The organism is Nocardia sp. NPDC004582 (assembly GCF_053602115.1).
Genome location: NZ_JBSGCY010000038.1, coordinates 22773 through 47714, shown reverse-complemented (window position 1 = coordinate 47714; position 24942 = coordinate 22773). Strand labels below are relative to the sequence as shown.

Genomic DNA, 24942 nt, shown 5'->3' with positions numbered 1-24942 from the left:
CGCGAAGAACATGAACGGTGAGCGCGAGCGGGTGTGCGCCGGACTGCACGGCCGAGTCGTCGAGATCGGCTTCGGATCCGGGCTCATACCCGGACCTCGTTCACGGCCTGGTCGAACCCGACGATCGCGCCCGCGGGGTGCTTGGCGAGGTACCGCTGCGCGGCCGCCGGGGTGGTGAAGGGCAGATAGTTGTCGCCGTCGCGCACCCAGATCGCCTTGTCCGCGAACCAGCGGGTGCCCAGCTCGGCGTCGGGTACGTAGGCGGCGCGCACCGTCTTACCCTGTGCCCGAGCCTGTTTCACGGCGCGCAGCAGGGCCGTGGGATCGGCGAGCGACTGCGTGGCGTCCTGCCCGGCGAGCCAGAGTTCACCGCCGGACCCCGGCAGCGGGTTGGCGTTGTTTGCCAGTTCGGCCTCGTAGTTCAGCCCGCGTTCCTGGTACGCCTGCTTCAGCGCCGCCGGGTCGACGAACTTGTCGATGTCGAGGTCGGCGAAGTCGCCGATCGACTTCAGGTACGGCACATCTCCCTTGAAAGCACCCAGCAGCGACGGCTTCAGTGTGGTGTCGAAGGAGGTTCCGCCCGGCCCGTTGTAGAGGTACACGACCTCCGGGGCCAGCCCGGCGTTGTCCGCGACGGTCTGCGCCGCCTCCAGGGGGTGCTGGTGGATGAAGTCGGTGGCGTCGAGCTGGGCTTGCAGGAAGGCATCGAGCACCTCCGGGTGCTGCTTGGCGTAATCGCGGCGGGCGACCACGCCGTGGAAGGTCGGGACGTTCAGCTCCGCGCCGTCGTAGAGCAGCTTGGCCTTGTTCTGGAACACCAGCAGGCCGGGCCAGGCCACGAACTGCGACAGCGCCGCCACCTGTCCGGATTCCAGTGCGGAGGAACCGATCTGGGGCTGCTGGTTGAGCACCTCCACGCCGGACTTGGGGTCGATGCCCGCCCGGGTGAGCGCCTGGACCAGGGTGCCGTGCCCGGCCGAGCCGACACTGGCCGAGATCTTCTGCCCGGCCAGATCATTGATGGACTGCGCCTTGGAGTCGGGCGCGACCACCACCATGTTCAACGCGCCCTTGGGGTTGTAGCCGGTGATGGAGACCAGTTCGGTGCGGGAGCGCTCATTGGCCTGGGTGCGCGAACCGTTGATGAGCAGCGGGTAGTCGCCCATCGAGCCGATGTCGATCTTCTCGGCCACCATCTGTGCGGTGATGGGCGCGCCGGTGTCGTAGTCCTGCCATTCCACCTGGTACTTCGCGCCGCCCTCGGCGCTCAGCGCGTTCAGTCGTTGCTCCAGGAATCCCTTGGCCTTCAACAGGGTTCCGGCGGTGACGGTATTGATGGTCTTGGACTGGTAGCCGATGACGACCTTGACGGTGTCCCCGCCGCCGGCGTTCTCGAGCGAGCAGCCGGACACGGTCAGGGCGAGGGCGGAGGCGAGGGCCGCGGCGATGACGCGGGCGGGGCGGTACTTCATGGGTTTCCTCAGCGGGTAGGGCTCAACGCAGCAGGTAGGGCATGTTGACGGTGACGGCGCCGGTGGGACAGCGGGCCGCGCAGGGGCCGCAGTACCAGCACTCGTCGACGTGCATGTACGCCTTGCCGTTGTCGGGGTTGATCGCCAGCGAGTCCAGCGGGCAGATCTCCACGCAGAGCGTGCAGCCCTGGATGCACAGTGATTCGTCGATGGTGACCGGGACATCCGCCCGGTGTTCGGCCAAAGCCATCTAGGTCAACCTCCAGTCGGTGTCCGCGTCGGACTCCGGTAGGCGTTCCGGCTGCCGGTTCAGGCTGCCGCGCATGGTGATCCGGTCGCCGCGCATGCGGATGTATTCCAGGTCGACCGGGCGGCCGTCCTCGAGTCTGGTGAGCCGCTCGAGCAGCAGCAGGGCGCCGCCCTCGGGCATCTGGAGGGTCATGGCCGAGTGCGCGTCGGCGGTGATGGCCTCCAGCGCGAGGTCGGCCGAACCGAGCGGTCCGCCGCTGATCTGCTCGATGAGGGCGAACACGTCATTGGTCTCGAGGTCGCGCGTGACGACCTCGTCTCCGATGTCGGGCGCCAGGTAGGTGAGGTCCAGGCTGAGCGGCAGGTCGCCGAACCAGCGCAGCCGCTCGATGTAGACGGCCTGGTCGCCGGGCTCGAGCCGCAGCTTGCGGGCGACGGCCGGCGGTGGGGTGACCCGGCGGGCGGCGCGCACCTCGTTGCGCACCTCGCCGTGGCCGCGCAGCGTTTCCTTCAAGCCGAGCAGGGCGTCGAGCCCGTGATCGTATTTGCGCTGGGCGACGTGGGTGCCGACCTTCGGGGCGCGCTCGATCAGGCCCTCGTCCTTGAGCAACGCGAGGGCGTCGCGAACGGTATTGCGGGAGACCGCGAATTCGGCGGCCAGCTCGGGTTCGGTGGGCAGCGCCCGGTCGAAGGCTCCCGAGTGGATCTGCTGACGCAGCACATCCGCCACCTGGCGGGCGCGATCCGCCCGGCGTTCGGGGACGCGCAGCGGTACCGGTTCCGGCGACACCTCGACTCCTTTCCACGCCTTTGACCTGCGGTTTCAGAACTGTAATGGCGAAATAGGGGGCCGCCGGGACACCGCCGGGGAGCGCCGGCGGGCGGTGCCGGTTTACGCCGCCCGCGCAGCCCCGCGGCCTGCCCGGATGCCGGCGAACCGGGGTATTGCGCCACCCGTCCGCAGCAGGGCGGTCTTGGAATCATGGTGAGCGGAATGCGTGTCCATGCGGCCGAAGCGGAGTGGGCTGGGGCCACCGGCGCGTTCTCGAGATATGAGACCCCGATGTGGCGTGCGCCACTCGCCGCACCGCCGCCGGGCATCGCCGACGCCGGCGTGAATGATCAACCGACGCAAAAGATTCGGCCATGAAGGAGGTTGTCCGGAGGGTTTGGGGTGACAGTGCCGCGGCAGGCTCGAGCCTGCCGGGAAGGTCGCGCACGCCTTCCGTTCCCCGTGATCGGAATGATACTTTGATCCTATGTCTGCACGCCGCCCTCTCTCCGCGCCGCGGGTCACCTACGTGACCGTCGCGCTGGGCGTTCGGCTGCCGCTGCAACGGGAACTGTGTTGTCGCTGCCGTCGCGCAGCCGAGTTCTGACCCCCGATTCCGTTTCGAATCCGGGCTCCTCGCTGCACCGCTGAAACCTTCATGTAGGCATTCGTCCACCTCTCGGCAGGTGGACCGCAGCAAGGATTCGACACAGTGTCCAGCCCCACGCTCGAGCGTTCCCATTCCGCCACCTCCGCCGCGGCCGCGCGCCTGGCTCCGGCCCGCCCGGCCGTGCCGCCGGAGCTGCGCATCACCGACAATCCGGCGGCCGCGGTCCTGCGCGCCGCCACCCGCGGCCCGATCTTCCGCGATATCGCCGCCCAGACCACCGGTCTGAGCATCGCCACCGTGAATCGCCAAGTGTCCGCGCTGCTTTCGGCCGGGCTGCTGCGTGAGCGCGCGGATCTGACCGCGTCCGGCGCGGTGGGCCGCCCGCGCGTGCCGTTCGAGGTGGACGTCGACACCTACGTGACGCTGGGTGTGCACATCGGCTTCACCGTGACCCGTATCGTGGCCGCGGACCTGTCCGGCCGGATTCTCGGCGGACTCGAGATCGCCACGCCCCAAACGGGTCAGGACGCGGCGCTGACCATAGTGGCGCGCAGCGCCAAGGCCTTCCTGGACCGCCTGCCGCGCCGCCGCCCGCTGTGGACCGGCGTCGCGCTGGCCGGGCGGGTGGATCCGGCGGCGGGCGTGGTGGATCACCCGCGCCTGGGCTGGCAGGCCGCGCCGGTGGCGGCGGTGTTCAGCAGCGTGCTGGACCTGCCGGTCTCGGTGTCGGCGCACGTCGAGGCGATGGCCGCGGCCGAGCTGCTGCTCACCCCCCGCGAGCCCGGCGAGGACGCCCGGCCCGGTAGCAGCCTGTTCGTGTACGCCCGCGAAACCGCCGGTGTCGCGGTCACTCTGCACGATCGCGTGCACACTCCCACCAACGGCCCCGGTTCCATCGCGCACTTGCCGACCGGCTCGGACGCCGATTGCATCTGCGGCCGGCGCGGCTGCTTGGAAGCCACCATCGGTGAGCGCGCCCTGCTGGAGCGCGCCGTGCGCAAGGGCATCCTGCCCAAGCCGGAGGCCCCGCGCCGCCCGGCCATCGCGGACCTGTACCGGGCCGCCGACGCGGGTCAGGCCGAGGCCCGGGACCTGCTCATCGAGCGCGCCGAAGTTCTCGGCCGCACCGCGGCGCTGGTGCGCGACATGTTCAATCCGGACCGGGTGGTGCTGGGCGGTCAGGCGTTCACCGGCTGGCGGCCGGGTATGGAGCGGGTCGCCAAGGCCTTCGCCGAGTCGACCACGCTGCCCGCGGCGGATCTGCGGATCAGCCGATTCGGCGGCCGGGTGCAGGAATTCGCGGCGGCGGTCACCTCGGTGAGCGCGTTCTACGCCGACCCGCTCTCGGCCATGCGCCGGGCGACGCGGGCCCGCTAGTCCCGCTCCCCCGAACGACGAAATCCCCGCCGGTCACCCGGCGGGGATTTCTCTGTATTCCGTTGTGCCCGGGAGGTATTCCGTTGTCCCGGGAAGCCGGGCCGGATGGTCCACGATCCGGCCCGGCCCCGGTTCCCGCTCCGCGCGCGAGGCCCTGTGCGCGCGGGGCGGGCTACCGCCGCCCGCCCCGGAGTCCCCTTCCAGGCGGGCGGCGGTGGTCTAGGCGGCGCGCGCCTGCGGGGTCAGCCCCCACTCGCGCGCCAGCAGGCGATGCGACCGCACCCGGTCCTCATGGTCGAAAGCCACACTGGTGACCAGGATTTCGTCCGCGCCCGTCAGCTTGCGCAGGGCGTCGAGGCGTTCGGCGACGGTGGCCGGAGCACCCACCAGCTGGGTGGTCACCCGGTCGTCGACCAAGTGCCGCTGCGGTCCCGACAGCGGGGGCGCGGTGGCGGGATCGAGGTAGTCCGACGCGCCCGCGCCACTGCGGATGGAGTACACCCAGTGGCCATAGCTGGAGGCCAGATGGCGGGCGGTGGCGTCGTCCTCGGCGACCAGCACGTCGGCGGACACCACCAGGTACGGCCGTGGGAAGCGGGCCGACGGCCGGAAGGCCGCCCGGTACGCCTCCACGGTCTCCACGATGGTGCCCGGCGACACGTGATAGTTCGCGGCGAACGGCAGCCCGAATCGACCGGCCAGTTGCGCGCTTTCGCCGCCGCTGCTGCCGAACAACCAGGGCTGCACCTCCGCGCCCTCACCCGGGACGGCGTGCAGTTCGACGCCGTCGCTCGTCACGAAGCTCCCGTCGAGCAGCGCGAGGATCTCCTCGACCTGCTCGGTGTACGGCAGCGGCCGCGACCCGGGGAGGTGCAGGGTCTCCAATGCCGCCTTCACCCTGGTGAAGTCGAGCAGCTGGCCCGGATAGAACGGCGGCGGGAGCACCACGCCGTCGCGGACCTCGGTCGGTCGCGGCGGCGCGGGCACCGGCGGCACGCCCGCGGAGCGCACCTGCTCGGCGCGCTGGCCCGAACGGCCGAGCCCCAGATCGACCCGGCCCGGGTAGAGGGCGTCGATGGTGCCGAAGGCCTCCACCACGGAGATCGAGGTGTGATGTCCGAGCTGTACGGCCGCCGAGCCGACCCGGATGGATTCGGTGGCGGCGGCGATCAGTCCGATCAGCGTCGTCGGCGCCGCGCTGGCGACCCGCACGAAGTGATGCTCGGCGACCCAGAACCGGTGGTAGCCCAGCTTTTCCGCCTGCCGGGCCAGGTCGACGGTGTTACGCAAGGCCTGCCGGGGCGTCGAACCCGCACTGATCGGCGACAGGTCCAGGACCGAGAGCGGGATGGTCATAGCGCCCGCCCCCGCCGCGGATCCTGTTCGCCCGCTTCGACGGCCAGCGGCAGCCGGTTCTGCGCCGGGGCGATCGGGCAGGTCGCGTAGTCGGTGAAGGCGCAGGGCAGGTTGACGGCGCGATTGAAGTCCAGCAGTACACCGCCGTCGGCATCGGGCGTGGCGAGATCCAGTCTGCGCGCGCCGCCGTAGGTGGTGTCGCCGCTGGTGGCGTCGGTGAACAGCACGTGCAGGCCGAGCGCTTCGCTACCGAACACCACGAGTTCGCGGCGCTCGCCGTCGAGCTCGAAAGCGACTGTGCCGGTGGCGGTGTGGTGATGTTCGAGGCCCTCGACCACCGCGCCGGTGGTGACGACGCGGGTCTGTGCGAAGGGCTCGAATCGGCCGGTCACGACCCACCGCTGTCGCGGTTCGTAGACGGGGATCTCGGTGAACGCCGCCAGGGTCGGCGCGGCCGGATCGTGCACGCGCAGCGCGAACTGCCCGGTCCGCCGGATCACCTCGATGACGCGGTCGCCGGTGTGCACCTGGAGTCCCGGCGCACCTTCGGCGGGGGTGATCGCGGCCGTTCCGCTCAGCGCCGCACCGTCCAGCAGCAGGTCGGGTTGTGCCGAATCGACCGTGACATAGACGTTTTCACCGTCCGCGTGCCAGCGGCCCGGCAGGCCGTCGACCGTCTCGGCGTCGGCCCCCAGCCAGTGCAGCCCGGTCAGGCTGAGCCAGCCCAGGGGCTGGCGCGCCCACGCGGCGCGTTCGGCGCGAAAAGTAGCCCACTGCTGGTCGTAAGCGGTTTCGGTGGCGGTCATGAGGCGCGTACTCCTTCGGTGCCGTGATGGGGGTGGCGCAGGCCCAGGTGTTCGCGCAGGGTCGCGCCGGTGTAATCGGTGCGGAAGCTGCCCAGGGACTGCAGCTCCGGGACGACCTTGTCGACGAACTCGTCGAGGCCGGTCGGGGTGAGGTGCGGGACCAGGACGAAACCGTCCGCCGCGTCGGATTGCACGTAGCGGTCGATCTCGGCGGCCACCTGCCGGGGCGTGCCCACGAACTGCTGGCGGGCGGTGGTGGCGATGATGAGGTCGCGGATGGAGAGGTTCTCGGCGGCGGCCCTGGCCCGCCACGCCTCGGCGACCGCACGCGGGTCGCGGGCGTGGCGGACCCGCCCGCGGGTGATGTTCGCGTCGTCCACCGGCTCGATGTCGGGCAGCGGTCCGTCCGGGTCGTAGGCCGAAAGGTCACGGCCCCACACCTGTTCGAGGAAGGCGATGGCGGTCTGCGGCGTCACCTGCTGCCGCCGGATGTGCCGGGCGCGTTCGGCCGCGTCCTCGGCGGTGTCGCCGAGCACGAACGCGGCGGCGGGCAGGATCTTCAGGTCGTCGCGGGCCCGGCCGTACTTGGCCAGCCGGTCCTTCACGTCGCGGTAGAAGCGCTGCCCGTCCTCGAGCTCGCCGTGCGCGCTGAAGATGACATCGGCCTTGGCGGCGGCGAATTCGCGGCCTTCGTCGGAGTCGCCGGCCTGGATCTGCACCGGATAGCCCTGGGGACCGCGCGGCAGCACGAACCGGCCCTCGATGTCGAACTGTTCGCTGCGGAATCGCGCTTCCGGGACCGGCTGGGCGAAAACCCCGCGCGCCCGGTCGATCACCAGGGCGTCGGCGGGCCAGCTGTCCCACAGCGCGCGGGTGGCCTCGACCACCTCGTGCGCGCGGGTATAGCGCTTGGCGTGCTCCAGGTAGCCGCCGCGCCGGAAGTTCTCGCCGGTGAAGGCGTCCGAGGAGGTGACCGCGTTCCAGGCCGCACGACCACCGGAGAGGTGATCGAGCGAGGCGAATTGCTTCGCCAGCTCGAAGGGTTCGTTGAAGGTGGTGTTGATGGTCCCGGCCAGTCCGAGCCGGGTGGTGACCGCGGCCAGCGCGTTGAGCACCGTGAAGGTGTCGGGCCGGCCCACCACGTCCAGGTCGTGGATGCGTTCGCGGTGTTCCCGCAGCCGCAGGCCCTCGGCCAGGAAGAAGAAGTCGAACAGGCCGCGCTCGGCGGTACGGGCCAGGTGCACGAAGGAGTCGAAGTCGATCTGGCTGCCCGAGTCCGGGTCGGTCCAGACGGTGTGGTGGTTGACGCCCGGGAAGTGGGCGGCCAGGTGAATCTGCTTGCGTATCCGGTGATCCGGCATGACGGTGACTCCTCAGGCGTGGGCGTAGCGACTGGCGGGCCGGGGCAGGCCCAGGCGTTCGCGCAGAGTCGGGGTGAGGGCGGGCAGATACGGCAGGGCGGCGGCGAGGGCCAGCGGGCGCAGCACCACACCGTCGGCGGCGCAGTCGGTTTCGATGCGGCGCAGGATGTCGCGCAGTTCCGCGGGGGTGCCGATGTGGAAGACGGTGGCCGGGGCGGGCGACGCGGTCCAGTCCTCGAGTTCGGCGACCTCGAGGGCGGCCGCGTCCGCGGTGCCGGCGAGGTGGATGTCGATATCCAGCAGCACCCGCACCCGGTTCGGGTCGCGTCCGGCGGCGGCGATGGCGGACCGCAGTTCGGAGCGGGTAGCGGTGGCGGTCGCGAGATCCGGTGCGGCGATCCGGATCAGGTCGGCGCGGTGCACGGCGACCCGGGTGCTGTGCGGGTCGGCGGCGCGCACCGCGACCGGTGGCTGTCCCTGCGGCGGACGCGGGGTGATGGACGGGCCCTTCACCGAGAAGTGCTCGCCCGCGAAGTCGATGTAGTGCAGCCGGTCGCGGTCGACGAACCGGCCGGTGGCCTGGTCGCGGATCTCGGCGTCGTCCTCCCAGCTGTCCCACAGCCGGGCCACCACCTCGACGGCCTCGTCCGCCTCCTGCCAGCGGGAGCGCTCGTCCTGTTCGGGCTTGCGGCCGAACAGCCGCGCCTCGCCCGCCCCGACGGCCACCTCCCAGCCCGCCCGGCCCGCGGCCGCGAAGTCCAGGCTGGCAATGGCTTTGGAGAGGTGGAAGGGCTCGGTGTGGGTGACCGCGGCCTGCGGGATCAGGCCGATGCGGCGGGTCGCGGCGGCGGCGCGCGCGGCCACAGCCACCGCGTCCAGCCGCCCGATCGCGCCGGCGGATTGCAGCGTGAAGGAGTCCGGCAGGAAGGCCAGCTCGATCCCCGCGTCCTCGGCGGCACGCAGCGCGTCCACCCAGTAGCGGGCGTCGAAGAGGTCCTCGGCGCGGGAGTCGGCGCGCCGCCAGGAGGCGGGGTGCGCGCCGGTGCCGGACAGTTCCAGGCCCAGCAGCAGCGGAGTCGGATGCGGCATCAGGCTGTCCTTTCGAAGGATTCGGGGAGCTCGGGCGTGGCCGCCCGGGGCACGGCCGCGAGCAGCTCGCGGGTGTAGGCGTGGCGCGGATTGCCGAAAAGTTCGGCGGTAGGCGATATCTCGACCACACCGCCCTGCCGCATGACCGCGACCCGGTCGGCCAGGCGGCGGACCACGGCCAGGTCGTGCGAGATGAACAGGTAGGCCAGGTCCAGCTCGGCTTGCAGGCTCTCGAGCAGCTCGAGGATCTGCGCCTGCACCGAGACGTCCAGCGCCGACACCGGTTCGTCGAGCACCAGCAGGTCCGGGCGCAGCGCGAGGGCGCGGGCGATCGCGACGCGCTGCCGCTGCCCGCCCGACAGTTCGGCGGGACGACGGTCGCGGTACGCGGCCGGGAGCCCGACCTGTTCGAGCAGTTCGGACACCGTCGCCCGGCGACCGTGCCGATCGCCGATTCCGAACGCCCGCAGGGGTTCCGCCACGATCGCGCCGATGTCCAGCTTGGGATTCATCGAGACGTACGGGTTCTGGTAGACGACCTGGATGCGACGGCGCAGTGCGCGCAGCGCGGATCCACGCAGGGCGGTGATGTCTTGTCCGTCGAAGGTCACGGTGCCCGCGTCGGGCTCCGTCAGCCGGGCGATGAGGCGCGCGGTGGTGGACTTGCCGGATCCGGATTCGCCCACCACGGCCAGGGTTTCGCCGCGGCCGATCTCCAGCGAGACGTCGTCGACCGCACGGACGGTGAAGTCTCTGGTGACCCGGAAGGTCTTCCGCAATCCGGTCGCCGAGAGCAGCGGCGGCGCGGGTGCCCGGACCGGGCGCGGGCTTTCGTCTCGGTCCAGGCTCGGCGCGGCCTCGATCAATCGGCGCGTGTACTCGTGCTTCGGGGTGCCGAGTACCTCGGCCGCCGTTCCGGTTTCGACGATCCGGCCGTCCTTCATGACCGCGATCCGGTCCGCCCGCTCGGCGGCGACACCGAGGTCGTGGGTGATGAGCAGCACCGCCGTGCCGGCCGCCGCGGTGCGCTCCGCGAGGTGATCGAGAATGCGGCGCTGCACGGTGACGTCCAGCGCGCTGGTCGGCTCGTCGGCGATCACCAGGTCCGGGCCGCAGGCCAGCGCGATGCCGATCAGCACCCGCTGCCGCTGGCCGCCGGAGAGGTCCTGAGGATACTGCCGGGCGCGCAGCTCGGGGCGGTCCAGTCCGGCCTGCTCCAGGATGCGCACCGCCTCGATCCGCGCGGTGCGGCGGTCGGCGCGGCCGTGGATGCGCAGCACCTCGCCCACCTGATCCCCGATGCGCAGCACCGGGTTCAGCGAGGTGCCCGGGTCCTGGGGCACCAGCCCGATGCGCGCCCCGCGGAGCCGCCGCAGCGTGCGCGGCGCGGCCCGGTCGAGCCGCTCGCCCGCGAAACCGATCTCGCCCGCGGTGGTCCGGCCGCCCGGCAGCAGCCCGATCACCGCGTGCGCGAGAGTCGATTTGCCCGAACCGGATTCGCCGACCAGCGCCACCGTCTCACCCCGCCGGACCGTCAGGGACACGCCCCGCACGGCCGCGGTGGTGCCGGTACCGCCCCGGTACTCGACCTGCAGCCCCTCGATACTCAGCAGCTCGGTCATCGGGAATGGTCCTTCTGCAGTGCGCGTGAGATGCGCTGGGTGGACAGCACCAGGACGACGATCACCAGTCCGGGCAGCGTGGTCAGCCACCACGCGGTGGCCAGGTAACCGCGGCCCTCGGAGACCAGCGAGCCCCATTCCGGAGTGGGCGGCACCGCGCCGTAGCCGAGGAAACTCAGCGAGGCCACGAACAGGGTCACCACCCCGAAGTCGACCGCGGCCAGCGCCGCCACCGGCCCGTAGGCGTTGCGCAGGATGTGGCGGAACAGCACGATGTGCCAGCGCACGCCGGAGGCGAACGCGGCCTCCACGTACGGCGCGTTGCGCACCCGCAGCACCTCGCCGCGCATCACGCGAGCGAACTTGGCGATCAGCGAGATGCCCACGGCGATGGCCACATTGCGGGTGCCCAGCCCCAGCACGGTGATGGTGGCCAGGGCGAGCAGCATGTCGGGAATCGAGAGCACCACATCGACCGCACGCATGATCACGGTGTCGACCACGCCGCCCGCGGCACCCGCGACCAGCCCGATCAAGGCACCGGTCACCAGTCCGATCAACACCGCGAACACGGTCGCGCTCAACGACAGCGCCGCGCCGTGCACCACCCGGGTGTAGAGGTCGCGCCCGAGATTGTCGGTGCCGAACCAGTGCTGGAGGCTCGGGCCGCGCAGCTTCTGCGCGGGCACGCCCCGCAGGGGATCACCGCCGGCGAACACCGCCGGCGCGACGGCCCAGGCGAAGACCAGCAGCACCACCAGCGCCGCGGCGACCACACCGGCATTGCGCCGCGCCCGGACCAGGGCGATTCGAACCGAGCCGGATGGAACCCGGCCGACCCGAGTCGCGGTCTCCGGCACGGCGATCGCCTCGGTCATCGGTCATCCCCGAACCGTGCGGGCACGAGCGCCGCGACGCGCCGGATCATCCGGTCACGCATCGGTGGACTCGTCGTCGGACGACCAGTAGGCGAAGCCCGGGTCGAGCAGCGGGTGGGTCAGGGTGATCACCCGCAGCGTCGAGCGCGGGCCCGAGCCGGAACCGGAGCGCAGGCGGGCGCGCAGGTTTCGGATCACGTGCCGGGTCGGGGTCGGCGAACGGTCAGGCATGAGCACGCTCCTTCGTCGAATTCCGTTGCACCACACGGGGGTCGAGCAGTGGGTAGGCCAGGTCCACGAGCAGGTTGACGGTCACGAAGGCCAGGGCGGCGAACACGACGATGCCCTGGACCACCGGGATGTCCTGCCGCAGCACGGATTCCTGGGCGAGGCGGCCGATACCGGGGCGGGAGAAGACGGTCTCGGTGACCACCGCCCCGGCCAGTACGGTCCCCGTCCACAACCCGGCCACGGTGAGGGCGGGCGCGGCGGCCGGGCGCAGGACGTGGCGCAGCTGCACCCACCAGCGGGACGCGCCCTTGGCGAAGGCGACCTCCACGAACGGCTGCCGCCAGGTCGCGATCAGGCTCGCGTAGAGCACCTGCGCGATGACCGCCCCCACCGGGATGGCCAGCGTGATCGCGGGCAGGATGGTCGCGCCGAATCCGGTGCCGCCGAACGCGGGCACCAGCTTCAGCCGGAACGAGAACAGTTGCAGGAGCAGCAGTCCCACCCAGAATCCCGGCATCGACGCCCCGATCGCGGGCAGCGCGGTGAGCAGTCCACGCAACCGTGGACGCTCGGTGTACGCGGCCGCCACGGCCAGCGCCCCGCCGGCCGCCACGGCCAGCAGCAGCCCGGTCGCCGCCAGTGTCAGCGTCGAGGGCAGGGCGTCACCGAGCGCACCGGTGACGGTCCGGCCGGTGGAGATGGAATGGCCGAGGTCACCGCGCACCGCGTGCGACAGGGCCGTCCAGTACTGGGTCCACAGCGGCTGGTCGAGACCGTAGCGGGCCCGCATCTCCGCGATCGCCGCGGCGTCGACGGGGGTGCCGGTGGCCGCGTCGGCCGCCAGCGCCACCGGGTCGCCGGGCAGCAGATACAGCCCGGCGAACGACAGCGTGAACGCCGCCCACAGCACGCCGATAGCCTGCAGCACCCGTCCGATCACGTAGCGGCCCATGGGTTTACCGCGCCAGCCAGGTGTCGTGGAATTGCAGTCGCGCCGAGGCCTCGAACGTCACCCCGGCCACGTTCTTGCCGACGCCGATGGCCTGCGAGAGTTCGATGGTCGGGATCCACAGGCCCTGATCGAGAACCGCGCCCTGGGCGTCGCCGATGATGCGGGCGCGCGCGGCCGGGTCGGTGGCCGACAGCTGCTGGGCGAGCAGGGTATCGAGGGGGTCGGCCGGGCCGCGGGCGTTCAGGTTGCGCTGGTCCACCGCGAAGGTGGTGCGCAGGATGTCGCCGTCGGCTCGGGTGGAGTTGTAGTAGTTGAAGTCGAAGTCCTTGGTGTTCTGGCGCACCGTCGATTCCGCCACCGACAGCGGTTCGAGTCGCAGATCGAAACCGACCGCCCGGAGCTGTTGCTGGGTCAGCTCGAGAATGGGCTGATTGGCGGCGAAGACCGGGGCGAAGATGACGCCCGCGCTCAGCCGCTGCCCGTCCTTGACCCGGATGCCGTCCGCGCCCGGTACCCAGCCCGCCTGCTCCAGCTGCTTCTTCGCGGCATCCGGGTCGTATCTCACCCGGGCCGAAAGATCCACATAGCCTGGCGTTTTGGACGCGAGCACACTGCTGGCCGTCTTGAACTGCGGCCCCAGCACGGTGTCCACCAGTTCCTTGCGGTTGATGGCGGGCAGCAGTGCCGCCCGGACCGCCGGATCGCGCAGCACGCCCCGGGTCACATTGGCCTGCAAGCCGAACGGGATGCCCGGATTGGCGGTGAACTGCACCCGGCCGCCGCCACCCTCGATCTGCGCCACGTCCTGCGGCAGCGCGTCGCTGATGGCGTCGAGCTGGCCGGAGGCGAGACTACCGGTGCGCACCCCGGATTCGGGGACCACGGTGAACACGATCTTGTCCAGCCGCGCCTCGCCCTGGGTGGCGAATACCGCCGAGCCCCAGGCATACCCGGCCCGTTTGGCCAGGGTGGCGGAGGCGTTCTGCTTCCACTCCGCGTAGGTGAACGGGCCGCTGCCGATATTGGTCCCCAGGCAGCGCTCCTCGGCGGCCTTGGCGACGGTCGCCTCGGATTGGATGCCCAGCTGCGAGGTCGAGGTCGCCTGGAGGAACTGGGCGTTCGGCCCGGTGAAGTCCACCCGCACGGTGCGCGGATCCAGCACCGTGGTGCCCGCGTAGCCGGCCAGATAGCTCGCGGCCAGCGGCGCCTTCGCACCGCCGAGCGCGACGATCGAATCGAAGTTGCGGCGCACCGAGTCCGCGGTGAGCGGGGTGCCGTCGCTGAAGGTGACGCCGTCGCGCAGATGGAAGGTGAACGACTTGGCGTCCGGGGAGACGGTCCAGGTGTCGGCCAGCCACGGCTTCAGCTGACCCGTCTCCGGGTCCTGATCGACCAGGGAATCCACCACCTGCCGGGTCACGTAGATCGTCTGATTGGTCGACGACTGCGCGGGATCGGAGCAGGTCGGGGCCGAGGACAGGCCGTAGCGGAGGGTGCCGCCCGCCTGCGGCGGGCCCGACGGCTCACCGCCGGTGGCGGCATCCCCGCCGCCGCACCCGGCGAGGGTGACGGCGGCGGCGAACACTCCCGCCAGGGCCACCGGACGGGTGGCGCGCGCGAGCAGGGTACGGGTCATCGGGGATCTCCAGCGGGGTAACGGTCGGCGCCGAGCGCCCGGCTCGGAACGCGGCGGCGCAGTTCGGGGGCGACTTCGGCCTGGAACAGTTCGAGGCTGTCGCGGTGCTCGGCCTCGGTGCGGCCGTCCGCGTCCGCGCTCAGATGGATGACCTCGTGGCCGAACCGCTCGTGATAGCGGCTCACCTTGTCCAGCACCTGTTCCGGGCTGCCGATCAGCGCCGAGGACCGCGCCGCGAAGTCCTCGACCGAGTCGAACACGATGGGCACGTCGAACCTCCGCGCCACCGCCTGCCGCGCCTCGAAGACCGGGCGGTACAGATCGAGGGCCTGCTGCGAGGTCCGGGTCACCAGGAAGCCCGCGGTGCCGGCGCCCACCAGCGCCGCGGCCGGATCATGGCCGTAGGCCGCCCAGCGTTCCCGATAGTGGTCCACCAGTTCCGCGTACGGCTCGATCGGATAGGTGACGTTCGCGGAGAACAGCGGATCACCGTGCTGCGCGGCGTAATCCGCGGATTCGCGGCTGGTGGCGCTGCCGTGCCAGATGCGCAGCCGCGGCTGCAGCGGCCGGGGCAGCGCCTTGGCCTCGGTCAGCGCGGGCCGGAAGCGGCCGGACCAGGTGACGCTGTCGCTGTCCCACAGCTTGCGGAACAGTTCGTAGCCCTCCCGATTGCGGTCCCACTGGTCGTCGGTGGTGACGTGGAAGAGCTTGGCCTGCGCCGCGCCGTTGCCCTTGCCGATGATCAGTTCCAGCCGGCCGTCGGAGAGATTGTCGAGGGTGGAGTAGTCCTCGAACGCGCGCACCGGATCCAGCAGGCTGAGCGTGGTGACGCCGGTGAACAGGGCCAGGCGGGAGGTGACGGCCGCGATGTGGCTGAGCACCACCGGCGGGGCCGCGGAGATGAACGGATCCTCGTGCCGCTCCCCCACCGCGAAACCGTCGTATCCGAGGTCCTCGGCCAGGCGCGCGCTGTCCACGACCCGGCGCAGCCGCTGCCGGGGCGACTCGGTGCCGCCGGTCACCGGGTCCGGGGTGTGCGTGATCAGAGTCAGGAGCAGGAATTTCATGCCGGGATCGCCTGCTCTCCGGCCTCCAGGAACTTCTCGAACGGGTGCACGTAGCCCACTTCCTTGCGAACATCACGCGGCAACGCGGTGTATCCGGCCGCCGTGTACAAAGCGACCGCCTCCGGCTGCCGCGGGCCCGTGGTCAGGTAGATGCGCCGGTAGCCGCGCCGTGCGATCTCGGTCTCCAGCTGATCGAGCACGAAGCGGCCCAGCCCTTTTCGCCGGTGCTCGGTCGCGGTCCAGATTCGTTTCAGCTCGGCGGTCTCCGCGTCGTAGCGCTGGAACGCGCCGCCCGCCACCGGTTCCCCGTTATCCACGACGATCAACAGGTCACCGTGTGGAGGAGCGAAGTGGCTCGCCGAGTAGCCGGTCAGGTCCGCGTGCACCTCGCCGGGGGTACGGCCGTACCGGGTGCTGTATTCGATGGCCAGCTCCGCCAGCAGCGGTGCGGCCAGGGGATCATGCTGAGCGACGTGGAAAACCCTGCGCGACATGCTCATCCCTTCTTCTTGGGCAGTCCGGGCGGATTGATCCGCGACTGCTGCACCGACTCGGCGCCCAGGCCCCAGCGGTCCAGAACCTGCTGGTAGGTCCCGTGGTCGATGGCGTACTGAATCGCCTGCTGCACCGGGCCGACCAGGCCGTTGTCCTTCTTGGTGAGCGCCGCGATCTCGGCCTGCAGCGCGTCGCCCGCCCCGGACCAGGTGGTCAGAACCTTGTTGCCGGTCGTGGCGGAGTGATACTGCGCCGCCGGATTGGGACCCACGTAGCCGTCGATGCGGCCGGAGGACAGCGACAGGTAGTAGTCGGAGGGCTGCTGGTAGTAGGCGAGTTCCAGTTCGGGCAGACCCTCGGCCACGTTCCGGTCGTTCCAGGCGACCAGCAACTGCTCCTGATTGGTTCCCGAGCCGACACCGATCTTCTTGCCCGCCAGCGACTTCCGATCCTGGTAGGTCCAGGTCGAATCCTTGGGAACTTCCAGCGCGATATTGTCCAGGCGGTAGGTGGCGAAGTCGTACTTCTCCTTGCGCTCCTCGGTCACCGTGGCATTGCTGACGAACAGGTCGGCCTCACCGGAGTCGATCTTCACGAAGTTCTGCGCCCAGTCCCCACTCCGCCGATCCAGCTTCAGGCCGAGGATGTCGGCGATCAACGCCGCGATATCCACCTCGGAACCGATGACGGTGCGATCGTCGGTGGCGTGGAAGCCCAGCGGCGGTGTCGCGCCGATGGTGCCGGTCACCACCAGGACGCCGCGGTCGCGGATGGCCTGCGGGACCTGGGCGGCAATCGAATCCACCTTGGCCGCGTGAATGCGCCCGGTCTGTTCCGGCGAGAGGTCGTAGGTCAGACCGTTCACGCTGCGGGTCTCCGGCGCACCGCCGTCACCCTTGCCGCACCCGCCGACCAGCAGGCTCAGCACGGTGACGGCGACCAGGGTAGTGATCCGTCTGCGACGGCGTGCCAGTGACATGGGCGATTCCTTATCTGGTGGGAACGTCAGAGCACGTGTGCGAGAAAGGCTTTGGTGCGGGGGTGCGAGGGGGCGTCCAGCACCTGCGTGGGCGGCCCCTGCTCGAGGATGCGGCCGGCGTCCATCAGCACCACGGTGTCGGCGACCTCTCGGGCGAAGCCGATCTCGTGGGTGACGATCACCAACGTCGAACCGCCACGCGCGAGACCTTTGATGACATCGAGGACTTCGCCGACCAGCTCCGGGTCCAGCGCGGAGGTGGGCTCGTCGAACAGCACCACCTCCGGACGCAGGGCCAGCGCCCGCGCTATGGCCACGCGCTGCTGCTGTCCGCCGGACAAGCGGTTCGGATACTCGTCCGCCTTGTCCGCCAGCCCGACTCGCGCCAGCAGGTCGAGTGCCTCGGCATCGACCTCGGCCTTGGAACGCCGCTGGGTGGCCACCGGCGCGAGCGTCACGTTCTCCCGAACCGTCAGGTGCGGAAAGAGGTTGAAGTTCTGGAACACGAAGCCGATGCGCGCCCGCTGGCGCAGGATCTCGCGCTCACGCAGCTCGTAGAGCTTGCCGCCCTTGCGGCGGTAGCCGACCAGCTCGCCGCCCACCCGTACGGTGCCGCCATCCACCTGCTCGAGGTGATTGATGGTGCGCAGCAGCGTCGACTTGCCCGAACCCGACGGGCCCAGAATGACCGTGACCTCACCGGGACGGACCGTCAGATCGATGCCGGACAGCACCTCGTCGCGGCCGAAAGACTTTCGAACACCCCGTACTTCGATCGCGAATTCACTCATCGCCGGTCCCCTTCGAGAAGTGCCGTTCGATGTAGAACTGAATGACGCTGAGCACCGAGGTCAGCAGGATGTACCAGACCGTGGCCACCATGAGCAGCGGCACCACCCGGCCGTTGCGGCCGTAGATCACCTGCACCTGATAGAACAATTCGGCGATCGCCATGGTCGAGACGATCGAGGTGCCCTTGAAAAGACTGATCACCTCATTGGCGGCATTCGGCAGAATTCCACGCATGGCCTGCGGCCCGATAACAGTGAAGAACTGCCGCCGCCACGGCAACCCGAGCGACCGCGCCGCCTCCCACTGCCCCGCATCGACCGAGATGATGCCGGCCCGGATGATCTCCGCCGAGTACGCCGCCTGATGCAGCGCCAAACCGATGACGGCCGCGGTGAATCCGCTGATCACCTCATTGGTCTGAAGGCTCACGAACCCCGGGCCGAAGGGAATGCCCAGCGACAGGTTCTTGTACAGGTAGGCCAGGTTGAACCAGAACAGCAGCTGCACGATCAGCGGAATCGACCGGAACGCCCAGACATAGGTCCACGCGATGGCCTTCAGCACCGGATTCTTCGACAGGCGGCCGACAGCCAGCCAGATACCGAGGAAGAACCCCAGCAGGGTGCCCCAGAAGGTCAGCTCGAGGGTCACCTTCAGCGCCGACAGCACCGATTTCGCGGTGATGTACTGCGCGAAGGTGCCCCAGTCCCAGCCCGGATTCGTGATCAGCCCGTGCGCGAACTGCGCGACCAGCACCAGCGCGACCGCCCCCGTGACCCAGCGCCAGGGGTGGCGGGTGCGGACGACGGGCAGATCCTCGTCCTCGGCTCCGGTCGCCACCACCGTCTGCGCGGATACCGCCAGGGTGCTCATGAATACTGACGATACGAAGGCCGGCCCACCCTGTCGCCAGTCCCGATCAGGCTGAATTCAATTGCGCGGCAATCGATTTCCCGGACAAAGCGCGGAAATCACTGCGGTGGAACACCAGGGGCTCGGACTCCGGGCTGACGCTCACCCGGTGCACCCGCAACAGCACCACGGCGTGATCGCCCGCCGGAACCTGCTCGTACACCGAGGTTTCCAGCCAGGCCGTCGCTCCCGCCACGAAGGCGGCGTTTCCGTTCCCGGGCCGCAGTTCCACGTCCCGGAACCGATCGCCGCGCTTGGAGCTCAGGCCCCGCGCCGCGCTCTCCTGATCGCTGCTGAGCAGGCTCAACCCCAATCGGCTCGCCTGCTCCAGCCGCGGCCAGGTCTCCGAGGAGTACTGAATGCACACCGACACCAGCGGCGGATCCAGCGATACCGGCACGAAGGTGCTGGCCACCAGGCCGTGCGGGGTTCCGCCGAGCCGGGCGCAGAGCGCCACCACGCCACTGGGGAAGTGCGCGAAGGTCTTCCGGAGATCGGCCCCGTCGACCGGAGTGAGCGCGGCTGCCGCGCCGTGAATCGAGGTCAGGTCACCCATCGATCCACTCCAGCATCGGCGGCGGCGCGGCGACAGGATTGGGCTCACGCCGATTACAACGACGAACCCCCGCCCGGCTGATGGCCGGACGGGGGTTCGGGGTGCTGCTGCGGGACTTACTTCGGCGCCACCAGGTGGGGCTGGTTGATGGTGACGAAGTAGTTGTAGGCGGAGGCGATCGCGACCGGGGCGGTCACCAGCAGGTTGCCCGCGATGGTGCCCAGGAAGCCGACGGTGCTCGCGCCGATGAAGCAACCGGCCAGCGGGCCGACACCGAACATGGTGGCCAGCGGAGCCGTCGCGGCGGCGAAGACGACCGCGCCCATGGCGCAACCGACGGCCGCGCCGCCCAGGCCACCGACCAGGGTGCCGACGGTGGCGCCCAGGGAGATGGTGTCCTTCATGCGGTTCCAGGCGGCCTGCTCACGGTCGTAGTCCGACTTCCACGGCGCCTGGTCCTCGTAGGGCAGGTTGACGTCCTTGGCCTCGGCGACCGGCTTGTAGGTCGCGTGGTCCATGTCGTACTGCGGGGTCAGGGTCGCGGTGTGGTCGGCGATCTCCGCGGCGATCGGGAACTCGAAATCGTTCACGCGGAAGCTCAGCGGCATACCCGCCACGACGGTGCCGTCGACGGCCTTGATCTTGAAGACACCGTTCTCGACGACCAGCGAGCCGGAATCGGTCCGAATGACGCTGTTGGTCTCGGAAGTGGTTGCGGTGTAATTGATCACGCCGTTGTCAGCGGCCGGAGCGGCGTTGACGGTACCGGCGGTGACGCCCATGGCAGCGGACACCAGGGCCGCGGTCGCGGCGAAAGTCTTGAAGCGCATTTCTCGGTTTTCCTCATCAGGCGGTCCGCGTAGTTGGACCGCATGATCGAAACGGGCCGACGCGAACGAAATATGTCGCACGGGTGCTCAAACGGTGAACACTCCCGAATTGCGAAACCCGCCCGGCCATATGACCGAGCGGGCTGTCCCGATGAGGTGATCGCTGATCCCTGTTGCGCCCCTTGCTCTCCGACTCGGACCGAGTATTACTTGGCCGGCGCCGGAGCGGTGATGTGCGGCTGGTTGATCGTGGTGAAGTACTGGATCGCGGCGGCGATGGCGACCGGCGCGGTGATGAACAGCTGACCCGCGATGGTGCCCAGGAAGCCGACGGTGGCGGCGCCGACGAGGCAGCCGATGACCGGGCCGGCGCCGAACAGCGCGGCCAGCGGGGCGGAGGCCAGACCGGCCACACCGAAGCCGAGGACGCAGCCGACGGCCGCGGCGCCCAGGCCACCGACCAGGGTCGCGACGGTCGCGCCCAGGGCGATGGTGTCCTTCATGCGGTTCCAGGCGGCCTGCTCACGGTCGTAGTCCGACTTCCACGGCGCCTGGTCCTCGTACGGCAGCGCGACATCCTTGGCGACCGGCGCGTAGGTCGCGTGGTCCATGTCGTACTGCGGGGTCAGGGTCGCGGTGTGGTCGGAGATCTCCGCCGCGATCGGGAACTCGAAATCATCCACGCGCACCTTGAGCGGCATGCCGGCGACGACATTGCCGTTGGCGGCCTTGATGACGAAGTTGCCGTTCTCGACGACCATGGAACCGGCATCCGTGCGGATGACCGTGTTGGTCTCGGAGTTGGTGGCGGTGTAGTTGATCACGCCGTTGTTGTCGGCGGCGGGCGCGGCGTTCACGGTGCCGGCGGTGACGCCCAGGGCAGCGATGACCAGCGCGGAAACCGCGGTGAAGTTCTTGAGACGCATGTGTTCGAAAATTCCCTCGTGAGATGAGCGGTGCGCCCCGGGAAACAAAGTCAGATGTATCCCGGGGCCCAGTGATGGAAACCGGCCTTCACAAACGCCGCATGGCAGCCTGGTTTTGGCACGGTGAACCTTTGCCCATCGGTTGCCGAAAATGCCTACTTGGGCGCGGAAAACGGCTGGTTGATAGTCGTGAAGTACTGCACCGCGGCGGCGATCGCGACGGGTGCGGTGACGAACAATTGGCCGGCGATCGTGCCCAGGAAGCCGACCGTGCTGGCGCCGATCAAGCAACCCGCCAGCGGTCCGACGCCGAACAGCGTGGCCAGCGGAGCCGTCGCCGTCGCGAAGGCGACGCCGCCCAGCACGCAACCGAGCGCCGCGCCGCCGAGGCCGCCGACCAGGGTGCCGACCGTCGCGCCGAGGCCGACGGTGTCGCGCAGCCGGTTCCAGGCGGCCTGCTCACGGTCGTACTGGGTCTTCCACGGCGCCTGATCCTCGTAGGGCAGCGCGACCGGCTTGTACACCGCGTGCGCCACGTCGGCCTGCGGGGTCAGGGTGGCGGTGCGGTCGCTGATCTGCGCCGCGATCGGGAACTCGAAATCGTCGATCCGGAACTTCAATTCGGTGCCGGCGACGGTGGTTCCATCGGCCGCCTTGACCTTCAGCGCACCGTCCTCGACGACCAGCGAACCGGCGTCGGTGCGGACCACCGTGCTGCCCTGCTCGGTGATCTGGGACGTGTAGTTGATCGTGCCGTCGTCGGTCTTGGCCGGACCGGCGTACGCGGTCCCGGCGGTGACCCCCGTCGCCGCGACCAGCAATGCCGCGATCCCGGCGAATTCCCTCATCTTCATTCTGATTACTGCTTCCACTGCCGAGAACTGAACTGTCGGCGGCAAGCATCTGTGAACCCCCGGTGAAACAGGAGGTTAAAAACCAGCTTGATTCGATGGCGCGGAAGTGAGGGAGATTACTTCGCCTTGGCGGCGGCCTTGGCCTGCTTCTTGAATTCCCGTACCTGGGTGAGGGATTCGGCGTCGGTGACGTCGGCGACCGAACGGCGGGAGCCGTCCTCGCCGTACGCGCCGGCCGCCTCACGCCAGCCCGCGGCGGTCAGACCACGCTGTTTGCCCAGCAGGGCGAGGAAGATCCGGGCCTTCTGATCGCCGAAGCCCGGCAATTTCTTGAGGCGCTTCAGGACTTCCTTGCCGTCCGGATCGCCGTCCGTCCACAGGCCCGCGGTATTGCCGCCGTAGTTGTCCAGAACGTACTGGGCCAGCTCCTGGACCCGTCGTCCCATGGAGCGGCCGTAGCGGTGAATGGCGGGCGGGGTGGCGGCCAGCTCCTCGAATTCCGCCGGATCAGCGGCCGCGATCCGGTGGATATCGAAACCGCCCATGCGGTCGGCCAGTTTCCACGGACCACGGAATGCGTGTTCCATCGGAAACTGCTGATCGAGCATCATCCCGACCAACAGGGCGAAATCATCGGTCGAAAGCAGCTCGTCGGCATCGGATTCCTGCGCAATACACAGCGTGCGGCTCACCATGCGTCGATCATCCCATTCATCGTGCGTCGCGGTGACGCGGGTCACCCGGTGAGCTTCGAAGGGCTAGGCTCGGCCACATGCCCGACACCATGGCTAATTCTTCGATGCGAACCACGCCGCAACCTGGTGTGGCCCCGGCGGAGCGCGGCGGAGCCGGTTCGGACCCGGCCGGACTGCGACCGGACCGTTTCGACCGCGACGGACAGGATCAGCTCGTCGATGTCCACGATCTACAGGCAGCGCTGCCGGGCATCCGGCGGCTGCGCGCCTGGGCGCACGAGGCCCTGGCCACCCGGCCCGGCGAGAGCGCCGTCGACATCGGCTCCGGCACCGGATCGGAGGTGCTGACCCTGGCCGAGCTGGTCGGGCCGACCGGCACCGCGCTCGGCGTCGAACCCGACCCGAACCTGCTGGCCGCCGCCGAACGCCGCGCGGCCCAGGCCGGCTCCACCGCCACCTTCGTCAGCGGCGACGCCTACGGCCTGCCCGTCGGCAGCGAAAGCTTCGACGTGGCGCTGTGCGAACGCGTCTTCCAGCACCTCACCGCACCCGCCCGCGCGGTCGGGGAGATCGCCCGCGTGCTGCGCCCCGGCGGCCGGGTCGTGGTGATGGACACCGACTGGGGCTCCGCCATCGTGCACCCGGGTGACCGGCACGTGGTCCACGAGGTGATCGAGACCATGATCGCGGGCACCACCAACCCGTTCGCGGGCCGCCGCCTGTCGGGGCAGCTGGCCGCGGCCGGACTGGTCGTCGACGATATCGGCTCGCACGCCCTGATCCAGGACGGCAGCGTCGGCGCGGGCGCGCTGGTCGCCCGGGTCGCGGATCGGGCGGTGGCGCGGGGCTCGATCAGCGAGCGCCAGCGCGATCAGTTGCTCGCCGACCTGGAGGCCGGCGCCGCCAGCGGCGACATCCACCTGTCGGTGACCATCTTCGCGGTGCTGGCGCACAAGCCGAGCTGACCCGAGAACGCGAGCGGCGCGCACCCTTTCGGGTACGCGCCGCTTTTGCGTCGGCGCTACAGACTCATGAGCTTCTCGGAGGCGGCCAGCAGCACACAGGTGGCCAGGCCGTCCATCGCCTTCTCCAGCTCACCGAGGGACGGGAAGCTGGGCGCGATGCGAATGTTCTTGTCCTCCGGGTCCTTTCCGTACGGATAGGACGAACCGGCCGGGGTGAGCGCGATGCCCGCGTCCTTGGCCAGCGCGACCACCTTGCTGGCGGTGCCCTCCAGCACATCGAGGCTGATGAAGTAGCCGCCCTTGGGCTCGGTCCAGGACGCCACCTTCGACGCGCCCAGCCGGTCCTCCAGGATCCGCAGCACCAGTTTGAATTTCGGCTCCAGGATGGCGCGATGCTTCTGCATGTGCTCCCGCACGCCGTCGGCGTCCTGGAAGAACCGCAGGTGCCGCAGCTGGTTCACCTTGTCCGGGCCGATGGTCTTCTTGCCCAGGTGCTCCAGGTACCACTCCACATTGGCGGTGGAGGAGCCGAAGAAGCTGACGCCCGACCCCGCGAAGGTGATCTTCGAGGTGGAGGCCAGCACGAACGGGCGGTTCGGGTGGCCCGCCGCGGCGGCCAGGCCCAGCACGTCCAGCACCGGCTCGGCGGTGTCGGTGAGCGGGTGCACCGCGTAGGCGTTGTCCCAGAACAGGCGGAAGTCCGGCGCCGCGGTCGGCATCGAAACCAGTTCGCGGGTAACGGCTTCGGAGAAGGTGACCCCGGTCGGGTTGGAGTAGTTGGGCACCGCCCACAGGCCCTTGATGGCCGGGTCGGCGGCGACCAGCTCCGCGATCAGGTGAGTGTCCGGACCGTCGTTCTTCATCGGGATCGGGATCATCTCGAACCCGAGCGACTCGGTGATGGCGAAGTGCCGGTCGTAACCCGGTACCGGGCACAGGAACTTGAGCACCGGCTCGTCCGCCCAGCGGCGCTCCGAGTCCGCGGTGCCGTACAGCATGGCGAACACCAGCAGGTCGTGCATCATCTCCAGGCTGGCGTTGTTGCCGGCCAGCAGATTCGACACGGGGATGCCGAGCAGTTCGCCGAAGATCGCACGCAGCTCCGGCAGGCCGTGCAGGCCACCGTAATTGCGGACGTCGGTGCCGTTGGCGTCACGGTAGTCGGCGGCGCCCGGCAGCTCCAGGAGTCCCTGCGAGAGGTCCAGCTGCTCGGGCGAGGGCTTACCCCTCGTAATGTCCAGCGTCAGCTTCTCGGTCTTGAGCTTCGCGTAGTTCGCGGTCTGCGTCTCGTGTTCCGTCACGAGTTCCGCATGGCTCATCAAACCGAATTGCGTCTGCCGAGGCATCTGAGCGCCCTTCCAATGGCGTGGGATGTGTGTCGAGGGTTGCGCGCACCGCGAACCCAACCGCCCAGGTTACTAGGCGGCGTCTCCGATTCGCCGGGGATATCTGTACTTCCG

The 24942-nt window shown here is 69.8% G+C and carries 25 protein-coding genes and 1 pseudogene; 3 read left to right on the top strand and 23 right to left on the bottom strand.

Annotation, left to right across the window (positions count from 1 at the left end):
- Positions 1 to 85: pseudogene (locus tag ACWELJ_RS13905) on the top strand (SAM-dependent methyltransferase); the annotation flags it as partial.
- Here the strand turns inward: ACWELJ_RS13905 and ACWELJ_RS13900 are convergent.
- From ACWELJ_RS13900 to ACWELJ_RS13890, 3 genes are read right to left on the bottom strand one after another with little or no spacing between them, the layout of a single operon-like run.
- Positions 84 to 1472: an ABC transporter substrate-binding protein gene (locus tag ACWELJ_RS13900; protein WP_452366522.1), complete on the bottom strand. Its 1389-nt coding sequence runs from the start codon at positions 1470 to 1472 to the stop codon at positions 84 to 86. The pseudogene ACWELJ_RS13905 and the gene ACWELJ_RS13900 overlap by 2 nt on opposite strands.
- 22 nt (positions 1473 to 1494) lie before the next feature.
- Entirely contained in the window at positions 1495 to 1722 is a 228-nt protein-coding gene (locus ACWELJ_RS13895; RefSeq protein ID WP_213558872.1) for a 4Fe-4S dicluster domain-containing protein, read from the bottom strand.
- Positions 1723 to 2511 (bottom strand): GntR family transcriptional regulator, encoded by a 789-nt coding sequence (locus ACWELJ_RS13890; protein WP_452366521.1) that lies wholly within the window; start codon positions 2509 to 2511, stop codon positions 1723 to 1725.
- Positions 2512 to 3205: 694 nt separating this feature from the next.
- Between ACWELJ_RS13890 and ACWELJ_RS13885 the strand changes: the two genes are divergently transcribed.
- On the top strand, positions 3206 to 4480 hold the full coding sequence (locus ACWELJ_RS13885; RefSeq protein ID WP_452366520.1) for an ROK family protein: 1275 nt from the start codon (positions 3206 to 3208) through the stop codon (positions 4478 to 4480).
- A gap of 219 nt (positions 4481 to 4699) precedes the next feature.
- On the opposite strand, the gene ACWELJ_RS13880 is transcribed toward ACWELJ_RS13885, so the two are convergent.
- From ACWELJ_RS13880 to ACWELJ_RS13790, 19 genes are all read right to left on the bottom strand, one after another.
- A complete protein-coding gene (locus ACWELJ_RS13880) occupies positions 4700 to 5836 on the bottom strand; it encodes an LLM class flavin-dependent oxidoreductase (protein WP_452366519.1) in 1137 nt (378 codons plus the stop codon).
- Positions 5833 to 6642 carry a DUF1684 domain-containing protein gene (locus tag ACWELJ_RS13875; RefSeq protein ID WP_452366518.1) on the bottom strand — a complete coding sequence of 270 codons (810 nt, stop codon included), beginning with the start codon at positions 6640 to 6642 and terminating at the stop codon, positions 5833 to 5835. Before ACWELJ_RS13875 ends, ACWELJ_RS13880 begins: the two co-directional genes overlap by 4 nt.
- Positions 6639 to 8003 carry an NtaA/DmoA family FMN-dependent monooxygenase gene (locus ACWELJ_RS13870; RefSeq protein WP_452366517.1) on the bottom strand — a complete coding sequence of 455 codons (1365 nt, stop codon included), beginning with the start codon at positions 8001 to 8003 and terminating at the stop codon, positions 6639 to 6641. Before ACWELJ_RS13870 ends, ACWELJ_RS13875 begins: the two co-directional genes overlap by 4 nt.
- 12 nt (positions 8004 to 8015) lie before the next feature.
- Positions 8016 to 9092, bottom strand: a complete 1077-nt coding sequence (locus ACWELJ_RS13865; RefSeq protein ID WP_452366516.1) for an LLM class flavin-dependent oxidoreductase — start codon at positions 9090 to 9092, stop codon at positions 8016 to 8018.
- Complete coding sequence (locus tag ACWELJ_RS13860) at positions 9092 to 10714, bottom strand: dipeptide ABC transporter ATP-binding protein (protein WP_452366515.1); 1623 nt, start codon at positions 10712 to 10714, stop codon at positions 9092 to 9094. The genes ACWELJ_RS13865 and ACWELJ_RS13860 overlap by 1 nt, the downstream gene beginning before the upstream one ends.
- Positions 10711 to 11592 (bottom strand): ABC transporter permease, encoded by an 882-nt coding sequence (locus tag ACWELJ_RS13855; RefSeq protein WP_452366514.1) that lies wholly within the window; start codon positions 11590 to 11592, stop codon positions 10711 to 10713. The genes ACWELJ_RS13860 and ACWELJ_RS13855 overlap by 4 nt, the downstream gene beginning before the upstream one ends.
- Positions 11593 to 11646: 54 nt before the next feature.
- A complete protein-coding gene (locus ACWELJ_RS13850; RefSeq protein ID WP_452366513.1) occupies positions 11647 to 11823 on the bottom strand; it encodes a hypothetical protein in 177 nt (58 codons plus the stop codon).
- Positions 11816 to 12775 (bottom strand): ABC transporter permease, encoded by a 960-nt coding sequence (locus ACWELJ_RS13845; protein ID WP_452366512.1) that lies wholly within the window; start codon positions 12773 to 12775, stop codon positions 11816 to 11818. Before ACWELJ_RS13845 ends, ACWELJ_RS13850 begins: the two co-directional genes overlap by 8 nt.
- A 4-nt stretch (positions 12776 to 12779) precedes the next feature.
- Positions 12780 to 14411 (bottom strand): ABC transporter substrate-binding protein, encoded by a 1632-nt coding sequence (locus ACWELJ_RS13840; protein WP_452366511.1) that lies wholly within the window; start codon positions 14409 to 14411, stop codon positions 12780 to 12782.
- A complete protein-coding gene (locus tag ACWELJ_RS13835) occupies positions 14408 to 15478 on the bottom strand; it encodes an LLM class flavin-dependent oxidoreductase (protein ID WP_452366510.1) in 1071 nt (356 codons plus the stop codon). The genes ACWELJ_RS13840 and ACWELJ_RS13835 overlap by 4 nt, the downstream gene beginning before the upstream one ends.
- Positions 15475 to 15978 carry a GNAT family N-acetyltransferase gene (locus ACWELJ_RS13830; protein ID WP_452366509.1) on the bottom strand — a complete coding sequence of 168 codons (504 nt, stop codon included), beginning with the start codon at positions 15976 to 15978 and terminating at the stop codon, positions 15475 to 15477. Before ACWELJ_RS13830 ends, ACWELJ_RS13835 begins: the two co-directional genes overlap by 4 nt.
- The gene (locus ACWELJ_RS13825; protein ID WP_452366508.1) at positions 15975 to 16952 is read right to left on the bottom strand and encodes an ABC transporter substrate-binding protein; all 978 of its coding nucleotides are present in this window, start codon (positions 16950 to 16952) and stop codon (positions 15975 to 15977) included. Before ACWELJ_RS13825 ends, ACWELJ_RS13830 begins: the two co-directional genes overlap by 4 nt.
- Before the next feature lie 26 nt (positions 16953 to 16978).
- Positions 16979 to 17743 (bottom strand): amino acid ABC transporter ATP-binding protein, encoded by a 765-nt coding sequence (locus tag ACWELJ_RS13820; RefSeq protein ID WP_452366507.1) that lies wholly within the window; start codon positions 17741 to 17743, stop codon positions 16979 to 16981.
- Entirely contained in the window at positions 17736 to 18617 is an 882-nt protein-coding gene (locus ACWELJ_RS13815) for an amino acid ABC transporter permease (RefSeq protein WP_452366506.1), read from the bottom strand. Before ACWELJ_RS13815 ends, ACWELJ_RS13820 begins: the two co-directional genes overlap by 8 nt.
- Positions 18618 to 18663: 46 nt before the next feature.
- Positions 18664 to 19212, bottom strand: a complete 549-nt coding sequence (locus ACWELJ_RS13810; protein ID WP_452366505.1) for a flavin reductase family protein — start codon at positions 19210 to 19212, stop codon at positions 18664 to 18666.
- A 116-nt stretch (positions 19213 to 19328) separates the two neighbouring features.
- Positions 19329 to 20042, bottom strand: a complete 714-nt coding sequence (locus ACWELJ_RS13805; RefSeq protein ID WP_452366504.1) for a hypothetical protein — start codon at positions 20040 to 20042, stop codon at positions 19329 to 19331.
- 206 nt (positions 20043 to 20248) lie between these two features.
- Complete coding sequence (locus ACWELJ_RS13800) at positions 20249 to 20968, bottom strand: hypothetical protein (protein ID WP_452366503.1); 720 nt, start codon at positions 20966 to 20968, stop codon at positions 20249 to 20251.
- Between the two features lie 155 nt (positions 20969 to 21123).
- Positions 21124 to 21822 (bottom strand): hypothetical protein, encoded by a 699-nt coding sequence (locus ACWELJ_RS13795; protein WP_452366502.1) that lies wholly within the window; start codon positions 21820 to 21822, stop codon positions 21124 to 21126.
- A 116-nt stretch (positions 21823 to 21938) separates the two neighbouring features.
- A complete protein-coding gene (locus tag ACWELJ_RS13790) occupies positions 21939 to 22517 on the bottom strand; it encodes an HhH-GPD-type base excision DNA repair protein (protein ID WP_452366501.1) in 579 nt (192 codons plus the stop codon).
- A 104-nt stretch (positions 22518 to 22621) separates the two neighbouring features.
- Between ACWELJ_RS13790 and ACWELJ_RS13785 the strand changes: the two genes are divergently transcribed.
- Complete coding sequence (locus ACWELJ_RS13785) at positions 22622 to 23482, top strand: methyltransferase domain-containing protein (RefSeq protein ID WP_452366523.1); 861 nt, start codon at positions 22622 to 22624, stop codon at positions 23480 to 23482.
- 56 nt (positions 23483 to 23538) lie between these two features.
- Here ACWELJ_RS13785 and ACWELJ_RS13780 read toward each other — a convergent pair whose 3' ends face one another.
- Positions 23539 to 24828: an aminotransferase class I/II-fold pyridoxal phosphate-dependent enzyme gene (locus tag ACWELJ_RS13780; protein WP_452366500.1), complete on the bottom strand. Its 1290-nt coding sequence runs from the start codon at positions 24826 to 24828 to the stop codon at positions 23539 to 23541.
- Between the last annotated feature and the right edge of the window lie 114 nt (positions 24829 to 24942).

What these genes read in the sequence shown, in the direction of transcription:
- ACWELJ_RS13795 (WP_452366502.1), bottom strand. Translation starts at nt 21,822, where the DNA reads ATGAAGATGAGGGAATTCGCCGGGATCGCGGCATTGCTGGTCGCGGCG.
- ACWELJ_RS13865 (WP_452366516.1), bottom strand. Translation starts at nt 9,092, where the DNA reads ATGCCGCATCCGACTCCGCTGCTGCTGGGCCTGGAACTGTCCGGCACC.
- ACWELJ_RS13805 (WP_452366504.1), bottom strand. Translation starts at nt 20,042, where the DNA reads ATGCGCTTCAAGACTTTCGCCGCGACCGCGGCCCTGGTGTCCGCTGCC.
- ACWELJ_RS13895 (WP_213558872.1), bottom strand. Translation starts at nt 1,722, where the DNA reads ATGGCTTTGGCCGAACACCGGGCGGATGTCCCGGTCACCATCGACGAA.
- ACWELJ_RS13880 (WP_452366519.1), bottom strand. Translation starts at nt 5,836, where the DNA reads ATGACCATCCCGCTCTCGGTCCTGGACCTGTCGCCGATCAGTGCGGGT.
- ACWELJ_RS13810 (WP_452366505.1), bottom strand. Translation starts at nt 19,212, where the DNA reads ATGGGTGACCTGACCTCGATTCACGGCGCGGCAGCCGCGCTCACTCCG.
- ACWELJ_RS13825 (WP_452366508.1), bottom strand. Translation starts at nt 16,952, where the DNA reads ATGTCACTGGCACGCCGTCGCAGACGGATCACTACCCTGGTCGCCGTC.
- ACWELJ_RS13800 (WP_452366503.1), bottom strand. Translation starts at nt 20,968, where the DNA reads ATGCGTCTCAAGAACTTCACCGCGGTTTCCGCGCTGGTCATCGCTGCC.
- ACWELJ_RS13845 (WP_452366512.1), bottom strand. Translation starts at nt 12,775, where the DNA reads ATGGGCCGCTACGTGATCGGACGGGTGCTGCAGGCTATCGGCGTGCTG.
- ACWELJ_RS13790 (WP_452366501.1), bottom strand. Translation starts at nt 22,517, where the DNA reads ATGGTGAGCCGCACGCTGTGTATTGCGCAGGAATCCGATGCCGACGAG.
- ACWELJ_RS13900 (WP_452366522.1), bottom strand. Translation starts at nt 1,472, where the DNA reads ATGAAGTACCGCCCCGCCCGCGTCATCGCCGCGGCCCTCGCCTCCGCC.
- ACWELJ_RS13830 (WP_452366509.1), bottom strand. Translation starts at nt 15,978, where the DNA reads ATGAGCATGTCGCGCAGGGTTTTCCACGTCGCTCAGCATGATCCCCTG.
- ACWELJ_RS13780 (WP_452366500.1), bottom strand. Translation starts at nt 24,828, where the DNA reads ATGCCTCGGCAGACGCAATTCGGTTTGATGAGCCATGCGGAACTCGTG.
- ACWELJ_RS13785 (WP_452366523.1), top strand. Translation starts at nt 22,622, where the DNA reads ATGCGAACCACGCCGCAACCTGGTGTGGCCCCGGCGGAGCGCGGCGGA.
- ACWELJ_RS13855 (WP_452366514.1), bottom strand. Translation starts at nt 11,592, where the DNA reads ATGACCGAGGCGATCGCCGTGCCGGAGACCGCGACTCGGGTCGGCCGG.
- ACWELJ_RS13840 (WP_452366511.1), bottom strand. Translation starts at nt 14,411, where the DNA reads ATGACCCGTACCCTGCTCGCGCGCGCCACCCGTCCGGTGGCCCTGGCG.
- ACWELJ_RS13870 (WP_452366517.1), bottom strand. Translation starts at nt 8,003, where the DNA reads ATGCCGGATCACCGGATACGCAAGCAGATTCACCTGGCCGCCCACTTC.
- ACWELJ_RS13875 (WP_452366518.1), bottom strand. Translation starts at nt 6,642, where the DNA reads ATGACCGCCACCGAAACCGCTTACGACCAGCAGTGGGCTACTTTTCGC.
- ACWELJ_RS13815 (WP_452366506.1), bottom strand. Translation starts at nt 18,617, where the DNA reads ATGAGCACCCTGGCGGTATCCGCGCAGACGGTGGTGGCGACCGGAGCC.
- ACWELJ_RS13820 (WP_452366507.1), bottom strand. Translation starts at nt 17,743, where the DNA reads ATGAGTGAATTCGCGATCGAAGTACGGGGTGTTCGAAAGTCTTTCGGC.
- ACWELJ_RS13850 (WP_452366513.1), bottom strand. Translation starts at nt 11,823, where the DNA reads ATGCCTGACCGTTCGCCGACCCCGACCCGGCACGTGATCCGAAACCTG.
- ACWELJ_RS13835 (WP_452366510.1), bottom strand. Translation starts at nt 15,478, where the DNA reads ATGAAATTCCTGCTCCTGACTCTGATCACGCACACCCCGGACCCGGTG.
- ACWELJ_RS13860 (WP_452366515.1), bottom strand. Translation starts at nt 10,714, where the DNA reads ATGACCGAGCTGCTGAGTATCGAGGGGCTGCAGGTCGAGTACCGGGGC.